The following is a 12,686-nucleotide window of genomic DNA, read 5'->3' on the forward strand; positions in this document are numbered from 1 at the left end:
CAAAACGCTTGTTGCTTAGCGGTTAGGAATATACTCGTATGAGGCACCTAAGCCCAGCGGAATATCCAGTGCCCAGAAGCCAAGCAGGAAGGCAGTCCAGAGTACCAGCATCGCAATAGAGTAGGGCAGCATTAACGCTACCAGAGTACCAATGCCGCTGTTCTTCACATACTTTTGACAGAACACAACGATCAGCGGGAAGTACGGCAGCAGCGGGGTGATAATGTTGGTCGACGAGTCACCAACGCGGTAGGCTGCCTGGGTCAGATCTGGTGAAATACCCAGTTCCATCAGCATCGGTACCATGATAGCGCCAATCAGAGCCCATTTGGCAGAAGCTGAGCCGACAACCAGGTTAACTAAACCGGATAAAAACACGATACCTACCAATGTCATTGCCAGTGGTAGTCCCATGGCTTTTAACGCATTGGCGCCTTTTAACGCCAGTAATACCCCCAGATTCGACTGGTTAAAGGCATACAGGAACAGCGCACAGAAAAACGCCATCACGATATAGTAGCCCATACCACTCATCGCATTGCTCATACCTTTGATGATATCACGGTGAGTTTGTACCGTGCCGGCGACATAGCCATAGACAATACCTGGTACCAGGAAGAACACAAAGATCAACGTTACAATCGACTTCATCAGTGGCGAGGCAGCAACCAGCAGCGGGTTCATCCCCTCGGCAACTTGCTCAGCGGGTGCTGCCCAAGGCGTTGCGGCAGGTACAACAATACTCAGAGCCAGCAGGGCTGCCACGACAAACATCGAAATCACCGCAGCGCGTAAGCCTTTCCGCTCTTGTGCACTTAGTGCATCCATTTTCACCATCTGTGACGTATCGCCATCAACCTTAGTGGCTTGCAGGCGCGGTTCAATCACTTTATCCGTTAAAAACCAGCCGACTAATACGATCAGGAAGGTAGATGCGGTGGTAAAGATATAGTTATTTAGCGGGTTGATGGTAACAGTTGGATCCAGCAACTGAGCCGAAACCTGAGTCATACCGGCCAGTAACGGATCCAGGCTGGAAGGGACAAAGAACGTTGCCGAGAAACCACCGGAAACGCCGGCAAAGGCTGCTGCTATACCGGCCAGTGGGTGACGGCCTGCAGCGTAGAAAATCACGGCACCCAGTGGGATCACCAACACATAGCCGGCATCCACCGCCACATGGCTGAGTACACCTACGGCAATCAGTACCGGGGTTAATAACATCTTTGGTGTGACGGCCAGAATAGAACGTAAGCCGGCATTAATAAAACCGGTATATTCCGCCACACCTAAACCTAACATCGCGACCAGTACCACACCCAGCGGTGGGAAATTAACAAAGGTTGTTACGATATTGGAAGCAAACTGAGTAAGAGCAGCCCCGGATAGCAAGTTAACAATTTGCACCTGCTGTCCGCTGCGAGGGTCGATTTCGGTAAAGGTCATTCCGGAAAATAACCAGGACAGGCCCCAGACGATCACCATTAACAGTGCAAAGAGCACGGCCGGATCGGGTAATTTATTCCCGATCACCTCAATGGTATTGAGCGCACGGTTCATCCAGCCGTTATTCACGGCGGCGGTTTGTTCTGACATAGCAGTTCCTTTCTCTTTCTTTTTTATTGTGTGATTGCTAAACGCAATCAGACCCTGGAGGCGAAAACGCCCTAATAATACACAAAAGCGCGCTTCGGGTAAGCGGCAAATCGGTTGTGGCAGCAAATTAAAACAAAAAAGGAGAGTCACCTCTCCTTTTTACGGCATTTAACCCGCTATCGGTTATTTGGCGTACTGACGTAACAGCTCAGCTTTATCGGTTTGCTCCCACGGGAACTCGTTACGGCCGAAGTGACCATAAGCCGCCGTCGGCTGATAAATTGGCCGCTCCAGATCCAACATTTGGATCAGGCCATAAGGACGCAGATCGAAATGTTCACGTACCAGTTTGATCAGCTCGTCTTCACTCAGTTTACTGGTACCAAAGGTTTCCAGGCTGATTGAAGTAGGTTCTGCAACACCGATAGCATAAGATACCTGCAGCTCCAGACGCTCTGCAAGGCCAGCCGCAACCAGGTTTTTCGCGACATAGCGGGCAGCGTACGCCGCTGAGCGGTCAACCTTGGATGGATCTTTACCAGAGAAAGCACCACCACCATGCCGTGCCATACCACCGTAGCTATCTACGATAATCTTGCGGCCGGTTAAACCACAGTCACCCATTGGGCCGCCAATCACGAAGCGGCCGGTTGGGTTGATAAAGAACTTGGTTTTGCTGCTTAACCACTCCGCCGGTAATACTGGCTTAATGATTTCTTCCATTACCGCTTCACGCAGATCAGCGGTGCTGATGGTGTCACAGTGCTGGGTAGATAATACTACGGCATCGATACCGACCGGCTTACCATCTTCGTAAATAAAGCTTAACTGCGACTTGGCATCCGGGCGTAACCACGGCAGGGTACCGTCTTTACGCACCTGGGCCTGACGCTGTACCAGACGGTGGGAATAGGTAATAGGGGCCGGCATCAGCACGTCGGTTTCGTTACTGGCGTAGCCAAACATTAAACCCTGGTCACCTGCACCTTGCTCGCGCGGGTCAGCTTTATCGACACCCTGATTGATATCCGGCGATTGTTTACCAATAGCGTTTAATACGGCGCAGGAGTCGGCGTCAAAACCCATATCAGAATGGGTATAGCCAATTTCACGTACGGTTTTGCGTACCAGCTCTTCGATATCAACCCAGGCAGAAGTCGTGATTTCGCCACCGACTAACACCATACCTGTTTTAACGAAGGTCTCACAGGCAACACGCGCCTTGCTGTCTTGTTCCAGGATCGCATCCAGTACCGCATCGGAAATCTGATCAGCGATTTTATCCGGATGCCCTTCAGATACAGACTCAGACGTGAAAATATGTTGTGCCATCTGTTAGTTTCCACCACGTTAGTTAATACATAAAGCGCCGTGACCCTGTCACAGCGCTGTGATTAAGCAAGCGCCACTATTGCCAACTCACAATTTAACTCCAAATGTATAGCCGGCAGGCGCCAAAAAAATAGCCGCTTATTTTAGTGAAAGCCCCCGGCGATTACCAGTAAAATTTACGCCCAGACGTCTTTCATGCCGGAAATTACGTAAACGCTAGCAGCCAGATCACCGCGCTGCAAAAAAGGCCACAGATAATCATTTGCCATCTGGCGGCGGCTGGGTGAAAATACGGCCATCTAAACCCCCACAGTAATCATTTTGGTAACAGCCTGTGTCGGGTTACACTGCAAACCTCAAGTCTGAATAATCAGCGCAATTTGTCAGGAGTCTGCATGCCATCTCGTAAACAACTCGCCAATGCCATCCGTGCCTTAAGTATGGACGCGGTGCAAAAAGCTAAATCTGGCCACCCAGGCGCCCCAATGGGGATGGCCGATATTGCCGAAGTGTTATGGCGTGACTATCTGAAACATAACCCGCAAAACCCGGGCTGGGCCGACCGGGACCGCTTTGTGCTGTCTAACGGCCATGGCTCGATGCTGATTTACTCTTTATTACATCTGACCGGGTATGACTTATCGATAGAAGATTTAAAGCAATTCCGCCAGCTGCACTCGAAAACCCCGGGTCACCCTGAATTTGGCTATGCACCCGGTGTTGAAACCACCACAGGGCCGCTGGGGCAGGGTATTACCAATGCCGTGGGCATGGCGCTGGCCGAAAAAGCGCTGGCGGCGCAGTTTAACCGCCCCGGTTTTGACATTGTTGACCACTATACTTATGTGTTCCTGGGCGATGGCTGTTTAATGGAAGGGATTTCGCACGAAGCCTGTTCCTTGGCCGGTACCCTTGGCCTGGGTAAGCTGATTGCATTCTGGGATGATAACGGTATTTCGATTGATGGCCATGTTGAAGGCTGGTTTACCGATAATACCCCGGCGCGCTTTGAAGCCTACGGCTGGCATGTGCTGGCTAATGTTGATGGCCATAATCCGGAAGCGATTAAAGCGGCGATTGAACAGGCACGCGCCGTGACCGACAAACCGACACTGATCTGTACCAAGACCGTGATCGGTTATGGCGCACCGAATAAAGGTGGCAGCCATGACTGCCATGGTTCACCATTGGGTGAAGCGGAAATTGCCGCTGCCCGCGAATTTTTACAATGGCCTTACGCCCCCTTTGAAATCCCGGCGGATATCTATGCTGACTGGGATGCCAAGGCGACTGGCGCGGCAGCAGAGCAAAGCTGGCAACAGCGCTTTGCTGCATACGAAAAAGCTTATTCGGAACTGGCCGCCGAATTTAAGCGTCGTTATGCCGGTACCTTACCTGCCGATTGGGCGGCGCAAAGCCAGGCGTATATTGAGCAATTACAAGCTAACCCGGCAACTATCGCCACCCGTAAGGCCTCACAAAATGCACTGAATGCCTTTGGCCCGCTATTACCGGAGTTTATGGGGGGCTCGGCCGACTTAGCCGGCTCCAACCTGACCATTTGGTCTGGCTCTAAGCCGCTGACCAGAGAGGATGCCGCCGGTAACTATGTTTACTACGGAGTGCGCGAATTTGGTATGTCTGCCATGATGAATGGTATCGCGCTGCATGGTGGCTTTGTGCCTTACGGCGCGACCTTCCTGATGTTTATGGAATATGCCCGTAATGCAGTGCGGATGGCTGCGCTGATGAAGCAAAGAGTGATCTTTGTTTATACTCACGATTCAATTGGTTTGGGTGAAGATGGCCCAACACATCAACCGATCGAGCAGCTGGCCAGCTTACGAGTCACCCCTAATTTGATGAACTGGCGCCCTTGTGATCAGGTGGAGTCAGCGGTGGCCTGGCAGCAAGCGATTGAACGCCATGATGGCCCAAGCTCGCTGATCTTTACCCGCCAGAATCTGGTACAACAGGCCCGTACCGCAGAGCAACTGGCTGCCATTAAACGCGGTGGCTATGTGCTGTTGGACTCTGCCACTACGCCTGAGCTGATTATTATTGCCACCGGCTCTGAAGTTGAACTGGCGATGCAGGCCGCTAAAACGCTGCAAGCCGAAGGTAAAGCCGTGCGCGTCGTGTCTATGCCATCGACGGATGTGTTTGAACAACAGGATGCCAGTTACCGTGAAGCCGTGCTGCCAGCCAGTGTCAGTAAGCGGATTGCGGTGGAAGCCGGTATTATGGATACCTGGTATAAATATGTCGGTTTAAATGGCGCCGTGATTGGTATGCAGACGTTTGGTGAGTCGGCACCGGCGGAGCAGCTATTTGAACACTTTGGTATTACCGCCGCTAACGTGCTGGCGACTGCCAGAAACTTGCTGGCGTAATTCTGGTTTTGTAACGGGCCCTTACCGGGCCCGTTTTTTCATGCTGAGCTTATGACAATTAAACTGGCAATAAACGGCTTTGGCCGTATCGGTCGCAACATTTTGCGCGCCATTTATGAAAACGGCTGGCAACAGCAGTTACAGGTGGTAGCGATTAATGAGCTGGCGCAAGCCGAAGGTGTGGCGCATCTGTTACGTTACGACAGTGCCCATGGCCGTTTTCGCTATCCGGTTGCGGCGATCCCGGGTGGCTTGAGTGTCGCCGGCGACAAGATTGCGCTCTTTAATGAACCTGATCCGCTGGAGTTACCCTGGCGCGAGCTTGGGGTGGATATTGTGCTGGAGTGTACCGGTGTTTTTCACAGCCGGGAGCATGCCAACTGGCATTTGCAGGCCGGTGCCAAAAAAGTGTTATTTTCGCACCCGGCGGACGCCGATATCGATGCAACAGTAATTTACGGCATTAATCAGCATTTGTTAGACGCGCAGATGCAGGTGGTATCGGCCGGCTCCTGTACCACTAACTGTATTGTTCCGGTGATCCAGGTACTGGATCAGCACTTTGGTGTTGAAAGCGGTACTATTACGACCATTCATGCCTCGATGAATGACCAGCAGGTGATTGATGCCTATCACCCGGATTTACGCCGTACCCGCGCTGCCAGCCACTCCATTATTCCGGTGGATACCAAGCTGGCACTGGGGATCGAGCGGATTATGCCGCATCTGGCCGGGCGTTTTGAAGCCATAGCAGTGCGGGTACCCACTATTAATGTTACGGCGATGGATCTTAGCGTTACCCTGCATCAGGACGTGACCATCTCCGAAATTAACCGGGTATTGCGTGCAGCCGGTCAGACCGCACTGAGCGGCATTTTAGATTACACTGAAGCGCCATTAGTGTCGGTCGACTTTAACCATGATCCGCACTCCTGCATTGTCGATGGCAGCCAAACCCGAGTCAGCCACAAAAGATTAGTGAAATGCCTGGTGTGGTGCGATAACGAATGGGGCTTTGCTAACCGGATGTTGGATACGGCCAGAGTGATGAGCCAAAATTTTTAATTGCAACCTTAATTCGAGTTTAATCCCAGGGAGAGAAAGATGTCTGTGATCCGTATGAGCGACTTAGATTTGCACGGCAAACGTGTACTGATCCGCGAAGATTTAAACGTACCGGTTAAAGACGGCGTGGTAACCTCAGATGCGCGCTTAAAAGCCGCAATTCCCACCATTGAACTGGCGCTTGCCAAGGGCGCGAAAGTGATGGTGATGTCACATCTGGGCCGGCCGGAAGAGGGCGTATTTGACGCCGAATCCTCAATGCAGCCGGTAGCAGACTATCTGGCTAAAGCGTTAACGGCACCGGTGCGGCTGGTGGCAGACTATCTGGAGGGTGTTGAGGTTGCGCAGGGCGAAGTAGTGGTGTTTGAAAACGTACGCTTTAATAAAGGCGAAGGCAAAAACAACGATGAGTTGGCGCAAAAATTGGCCGCGCTTTGCGATGTGTTTGTGATGGATGCCTTTGGTACAGCGCACCGCGCTCAGGCATCAACTCATGGTGTCGCCAAATACGCTCAGATTGCTTGCGCCGGCCCATTACTGACCGCAGAGCTGGATGCGTTAGCCGCGGCACTAAAAAATCCAAAACGACCACTGGTCGCGATCGTCGGGGGTTCGAAGGTTTCTACCAAGCTGACCGTACTGGAATCGCTGTCTGGTATTGTGGACCAATTGATCGTTGGCGGCGGTATTGCCAATACCTTTATTGCTGCTCAGGGCCACAATGTCGGTAAATCCCTGTGTGAAAACGACCTGATCCCGGAAGCACAGCGCCTAATGGCGCAGGCGAAAGCCCGGGGTGGCAATATCCCGGTACCGACCGATGTGGTAACAGGTAAAGCCTTTAGCGCCGATACGCCTGCCGAGCTGAAGAGTGTGGCTGCCGTAGCTGCTGATGATATGATTTTTGATGTTGGCCCGGCCACCATCGCTGAGTTAACGGCTATTTTGAAAAACGCCGGTACCATTGTCTGGAATGGTCCGGTCGGTGTGTTTGAATTTGACCAGTTTGGTGCCGGTACCAAGGCGCTGGCTGAAGCTATCGCACAAAGCGAGGCGTTTTCAATTGCCGGTGGCGGTGACACTTTGGCGGCGATTGATAAATATGGTGTAGCCGAGCAAATTTCCTACATTTCGACCGGTGGTGGTGCATTTCTGGAATTTCTGGAAGGAAAAACCCTACCAGCAGTGGCAATTTTAGAAGAACGCGCTCAGAATTAAACAATAACAAAAAAGAAAACTTTTTACCTAAAACTGTACCTTAGTATAAAAGAGAGGACCTCATGGCTCTGATATCCTTACGGCAAATGCTCGATCACGCCGCCGAATTCGGCTACGGCGTGCCGGCGTTTAACGTAAATAACCTTGAACAGATGCGTGCCATTATGCTGGCTGCCGATAAAACGGATAGCCCAGTAATAGTGCAGGCATCAGCCGGTGCCCGCAAATACGCCGGTGCGCCTTTCCTGCGTCATTTAATCCTGGCGGCAGTGGAAGAGTTTCCGCATATTCCGGTGGTGATGCACCAGGATCACGGTACCTCATTAGCCGTATGTCAACGCTCAATCCAGTTGGGCTTTTCATCCGTGATGATGGATGGTTCCCTCGGCGAAGATGGCAAAACACCGATGGACTATGCGTATAACGTTGAAGTAACCCGTCGGGTCGTAGAAATAGCGCATGCCTGTGGTGTCTCAGTAGAAGGTGAGTTAGGTTGTTTAGGCTCACTGGAAACCGGTGAAGCCGGTGAAGAAGATGGTATTGGTGCGGATTGTAAGCTTAGCCATGATCAGATGCTGACCGATCCGGAAGAGGCGGCGCAGTTTGTGCGTGAAACCCAGGTTGATGCCCTGGCTATTGCCTGTGGTACTTCACACGGTGCCTATAAGTTTAGCCGGCCACCAACAGATGATATTCTGGCGATTGACCGGATTAAGGCAATTCACGAGCGGATCCCGGATACCCATCTGGTGATGCACGGTTCCTCTTCGGTGCCGCAAGACTGGCTGGAAATTATCAACGAATATGGCGGTGCCATCCCGGAAACCTATGGCGTGCCGGTAGAGCAAATCCAGCAAGGGATCAAATACGGGGTGCGTAAGGTCAACATTGATACCGATCTGCGTCTGGCGTCGACCGGTGCGATCCGTCGCTATCTGGCGAAGCACCCGGCCGAATTTGATCCGCGTAAATATTTACAGGAATCCGTAAAAGCAATGGCGGATATCTGCGTTGCCCGTTATCAGGCCTTTGGCTGCGCCGGGCAAGGCAGTAAAATCAAGCCGTTGTCATTGGATAAGATGGTTGATTTATATGTGGCAGGCAAATTAACGCCGAACATTAAATAACCAGAATTTTTAATGCGCGTTAAACAAGGTAAGCGCTCTGTTTAACGCAGCTTAAAATTGGTGCTAAACCTTCCGTGCAGGACAGGTGGCGAAAGCCTTGTCAGCGCTGGCTGTCTGTTGACATCCGGCGTTTTACCTGTAATGATGCGGGCGGTTTACCCTCTAAAACGAGGGCTGCTGCCGTGCTATACGGCGACCCCTTACAACATCAGGTTACGTTAATCAGCAATAATTGGTTGGGAACTATGTTTAATAAAAAAATCCATATGAGCCTTGTTGCTTCTGCACTGGCGGGCAGTTTTGCCCTGGCTGGTTCAGCTGCAGCGACAGATTTAAAAGATCTGCATCAGGCAAATGCACAAATCCAGCGTGCAGCAGTACAGTCTCAGGAAAAAATCAATACTATTTACGAGCAGACTCAGGAACTGCTGGGTGAATATCGTGTTGTCGTTGACCAAACCGACAACCTGAAAGTTTACAACGACTTCCTGGCTACTCTGGTTGCTGACCAGCAACGTCAAATCGACCGTATCCAGCGTCAAATTGACGGCTTAGAAAAAACCAACCAAGGCACAGTGCCACTGATGTTCCGCATGATTGACTCATTAGAGCAATTTATCCAGGCTGACATCCCACTGCGTACCGACCGTCGTTTAGAGCGCGTACAACGTTTGCGTGATCTGATGGCCCGTTCAGACGTGCAGCGTTCTGAGCAATTCCGTCAAATTTTAGAAGCCTATGAAATCGAAATGGGTTACGGCACAGAGCTGGCTGCCTTCCAGGGCACACTGAGCACTGGCGGTAGCGACATTACTGTTGATTTCGTGCATCTGGGCCGTTTAGCGCTGATGGCGCTGGCATTAGATGGCAGCTCAGGCTGGGTGTATAACAAGAGCACTGGTAGCTGGGATAAGTTAGCGGATTCATACTTACCGTCAATCGGTAACTTTATCAAGATGGCACGTCGTGAAGCCACGCTTGAAATGGATCGTGTACCACTTTTCGCAGCGGAGTAAGAATAGATGAAATTGGCAATTAAAAGTTTAGTCGTCGCTGCGGCAGTAACACTTTCTGCATCAGTAGCCTTTAACGCGACTGCAAATACTCAAAAGCTGGATCAGTTATTACAGCAAATCCAACAACAGCGCACTGTGGAAGGCCGGATCAACCAAGAGCGCGAGCGTGCTTTCCTGGCTGATCGTGCAGACAAGCAAGCGTTGTTAAATACCGCTAAGCGCCAACTGGCTGAAGAAGAAGCCCGTGGTAAGCGTTTACAGCAACAATATGCCCAAAACGATATCGCCATTGCTCAGAAACAACAGGAGCTGCAAAGCGCCCTGGGTACTATGGGTGAGGTATTCGGTGTGGTTCGTCAAACAGCGAACAAAACCGTTGGTACTATTTCAAGCTCCATCGTTAGCGCTCAGTATCCAGGTCGTGACGTAGTACTGCGTGATATCGCTGCTGCTACTGAACTGCCAACCATTGAGCAAATGGAAGAGCTGTGGGTAGCGATGTTAACTGAAATGACTGAATCAGGTAAGATCGCTAAGTTTGATGCCGAAGTGGTTGAACTGGCTGGCGGTACTTCTACCCAGCGCGTAACCCGTTTTGGTGCTTTCCACCTGACGACTGCTACTGACTATTTAATCCGCAACGTAGACACTGACCAGATCCAACCACTGGGCCGTGCTCCACAGTCAAAAATCCACAGTTCAGTCGCCGCCTTCCACAACGCCCGCGCTGGTGAATTAACCAGCCTGTACGTTGACCCGACTAAGGGTAACTCACTGTTACGTCTGAACCAGCAACGTGCAACACTGATGGAATACTACCACCAGGGCGGCACTGTAGGTTACCTGATCACGGTATTACTGTTCATCGGCTTACTGATCGCGTTAGAGCGGGTACTGGTACTTTCAGCTGTTGGTGCCAAGATGCGTGCTCAGCTGAAAAACCTGAACAACCCGTCTACTAACAACCCGCTGGGCCGGATCCTGAAAGTTTACCACGACAACAAAGATGCTGACGTGGAAAACCTGGAACTGAAACTGGACGAAGCTATCCTGCGTGAAACGCCAAAAGTTGACCGTGGTATCGGCTTAATCAAACTGTTTGCTGCGGTAGCGCCGCTGATGGGTCTGTTAGGTACTGTTATCGGTATGATCCTGACCTTCCAGCAAATTACGCTGTACGGTACCGGTGACCCGAAACTGATGGCTGGTTCAATCTCTCTGGCGCTGGTAACTACCGCTCTGGGTCTGATTGCTGCACTGCCACTGTTATTCGTACACAGCATTGTACAATCTCGTGCTAAATCAATTCTGCAAGTTCTGGATGAGCAAAGCGCTGGTATCGTAGCGGCTCACGCGGAGAAGGAGAAAGCCTAATGATGCTCCAGCTAATAGGGCTGTGGGAATCGGTACAGGATTTTATCCATACGGGTGGCAACGTCTTGTACGTTGTCGCCGCGGTGCTCTTCATTATGTGGGTATTGATGATTGAGCGCTACTGGTATGTCACTTCGATTTTTCCGAAAATGAAACGGGAAATTGTTGCGAAGTGGGATGCCCGGGAAGATACCACTTCCTGGTATGCGCATAAGATCCGTGACTGCTGGATTTCTGAAGCGACGGATAAACTCGATCAAAGAATGTTACTGATAAAGACACTGGTTGCAATGTGCCCATTAGTGGGCCTGCTTGGAACGGTAACAGGTATGATTGCGGTGTTCGATATTATGGCCACCCAAGGTACCGGTAACCCTCGCACTATGGCGGCGGGTATTTCCATGGCAACTATTCCAACAATGGCCGGTATGGTTGCTGCCTTGTCGGGTGTATTTTTCAGTTCGCGGCTGGAAGTGAAAGTCAAACGGGAAAAAGCAGATCTCGTTGACAGCTTACCGCATCATTAAGAGAGAATTTTTATGGCACGTAAACGTATACGCGAAGACGAAGAGGCCGCAATCGACATTACGCCGATGATGGACATCGTTTTCATTATGTTGATCTTCTTTATCGTGACGACCTCTTTCGTGAAGGAAGCCGGTATTGATGTCAACAAACCAGAGGCCACCCAAGCTGTGAAAAAACCAAGCGCTACGATCTTTATTGCGATCCGTGCCAATGGTGAAGTGTGGATGGACAAGCGGCCGGTTGATGTGGAGCGGGTTTCTGCCAACATCGAGCGTTTAAGAGCGGAGTCACCAACGGATACCATCATTATCCAGGCTGACAAAGAAGCGAAACACGGTGTAGTTATGGAAGTAATGGATCAGATTAAAGCTGCTGACCCATCGCTGGTCATTACTGTTGCCGGGGAGAATAACTAACTATGGTACGTTTCCTAACATCGTTAATTATCGGTGCCGTGGTAACGTTCCTGTTGTTTCTGATTATGGCGCTGCTCATTGAGGGCAGCGGCGACCGCCGGCCTCCTGAGCAGGAGCGTATTGTCATTGAGATTAATACGACGCCGCCGGACTCAGATACACAGACGCGGACACCACCGCCACCGCCACCGCCGCCACCACCGGCTCAGCCGCCGCAGCAGCCACAGCCGGAGCCGGAGATGACCAATACTGCCGGTGCAGTATCGTTCAACCTGCCAGGTCTGGACTTAGGCGCTAACACTGGTTTGGGTGATCCTGGCTCGCTGTTACGTGACGGTGATGCTACGCCAATCGTGCGGATTGAACCACGTTATCCGGTTCAGGCTGCCCGTGATGGTCTGCAAGGCTGGGTTCGTTTACGGTTTACCATTATGGAAGATGGCAGTGTCGATGAAGTTGAAGTCATTGAAGCTGAACCACGCCGTGTGTTCGACCGTGAAGCTATCCGTGCGCTGCGGCGCTGGAAGTACAGCCCGAAAGTGGTAGATGGTAAGCCGGTGCGTCAGCCTGGCCAGCAAGTGCAGCTGGACTTTACCCTTGACATGGCTCAGGGAGGCTAAC

12 protein-coding genes are annotated in these 12,686 nt (G+C 51.4%); 9 read left to right on the plus strand and 3 right to left on the minus strand.

All coding sequences use genetic code 11. The annotated features are described in order from the left end of the window. Positions 1 to 15: 15 nt before the first annotated feature. The 3 genes from AEST_RS14910 to AEST_RS17540 form a co-directional block, all read right to left on the minus strand. The gene (locus AEST_RS14910; protein WP_008610044.1) at positions 16 to 1,596 is read right to left on the minus strand and encodes an AbgT family transporter; all 1,581 of its coding nucleotides are present in this window, start codon (positions 1,594 to 1,596) and stop codon (positions 16 to 18) included. A 183-nt stretch (positions 1,597 to 1,779) separates the two neighbouring features. Continuing rightward, positions 1,780 to 2,928 carry a methionine adenosyltransferase gene (gene metK / locus AEST_RS14915; protein WP_008610045.1) on the minus strand — a complete coding sequence of 383 codons (1,149 nt, stop codon included), beginning with the start codon at positions 2,926 to 2,928 and terminating at the stop codon, positions 1,780 to 1,782. 176 nt (positions 2,929 to 3,104) lie between these two features. Then, on the minus strand, positions 3,105 to 3,227 hold the full coding sequence (locus AEST_RS17540; RefSeq protein ID WP_008610046.1) for a hypothetical protein: 123 nt from the start codon (positions 3,225 to 3,227) through the stop codon (positions 3,105 to 3,107). A gap of 96 nt (positions 3,228 to 3,323) precedes the next feature. Between AEST_RS17540 and tkt the strand changes: the two genes are divergently transcribed. From tkt to AEST_RS14960, 9 genes are all read left to right on the plus strand, one after another. Beyond that, positions 3,324 to 5,321, plus strand: coding sequence for a transketolase (tkt, locus tag AEST_RS14920; RefSeq protein ID WP_008610047.1), 1,998 nt, complete (start codon positions 3,324 to 3,326; stop codon positions 5,319 to 5,321). A 51-nt stretch (positions 5,322 to 5,372) separates the two neighbouring features. Beyond that, positions 5,373 to 6,386, plus strand: coding sequence for an erythrose-4-phosphate dehydrogenase (gene epd / locus AEST_RS14925; protein WP_008610048.1), 1,014 nt, complete (start codon positions 5,373 to 5,375; stop codon positions 6,384 to 6,386). Positions 6,387 to 6,425: 39 nt separating this feature from the next. After that, the gene (locus AEST_RS14930; protein WP_008610049.1) at positions 6,426 to 7,604 is read left to right on the plus strand and encodes a phosphoglycerate kinase; all 1,179 of its coding nucleotides are present in this window, start codon (positions 6,426 to 6,428) and stop codon (positions 7,602 to 7,604) included. 62 nt (positions 7,605 to 7,666) lie between these two features. Then, the gene (gene fba, locus AEST_RS14935; protein ID WP_008610050.1) at positions 7,667 to 8,731 is read left to right on the plus strand and encodes a class II fructose-bisphosphate aldolase; all 1,065 of its coding nucleotides are present in this window, start codon (positions 7,667 to 7,669) and stop codon (positions 8,729 to 8,731) included. 245 nt (positions 8,732 to 8,976) lie between these two features. Continuing rightward, complete coding sequence (locus AEST_RS14940) at positions 8,977 to 9,747, plus strand: DUF3450 domain-containing protein (protein WP_008949635.1); 771 nt, start codon at positions 8,977 to 8,979, stop codon at positions 9,745 to 9,747. A 6-nt stretch (positions 9,748 to 9,753) separates the two neighbouring features. After that, positions 9,754 to 11,121, plus strand: a complete 1,368-nt coding sequence (locus tag AEST_RS14945; protein ID WP_008610052.1) for a MotA/TolQ/ExbB proton channel family protein — start codon at positions 9,754 to 9,756, stop codon at positions 11,119 to 11,121. Between the two features lie 2 nt (positions 11,122 to 11,123). Then, positions 11,124 to 11,648, plus strand: coding sequence for a MotA/TolQ/ExbB proton channel family protein (locus AEST_RS14950; RefSeq protein ID WP_039925623.1), 525 nt, complete (start codon positions 11,124 to 11,126; stop codon positions 11,646 to 11,648). A gap of 12 nt (positions 11,649 to 11,660) precedes the next feature. Continuing rightward, complete coding sequence (locus tag AEST_RS14955) at positions 11,661 to 12,065, plus strand: ExbD/TolR family protein (RefSeq protein WP_008610054.1); 405 nt, start codon at positions 11,661 to 11,663, stop codon at positions 12,063 to 12,065. A 2-nt stretch (positions 12,066 to 12,067) separates the two neighbouring features. Further along, positions 12,068 to 12,685 carry an energy transducer TonB gene (locus AEST_RS14960; protein WP_008610055.1) on the plus strand — a complete coding sequence of 206 codons (618 nt, stop codon included), beginning with the start codon at positions 12,068 to 12,070 and terminating at the stop codon, positions 12,683 to 12,685. Position 12,686 lies beyond the last annotated feature (1 nt).

The organism is Alishewanella aestuarii B11, assembly GCF_000280055.1.
GTDB lineage: Bacteria > Pseudomonadota > Gammaproteobacteria > Enterobacterales > Alteromonadaceae > Alishewanella > Alishewanella aestuarii.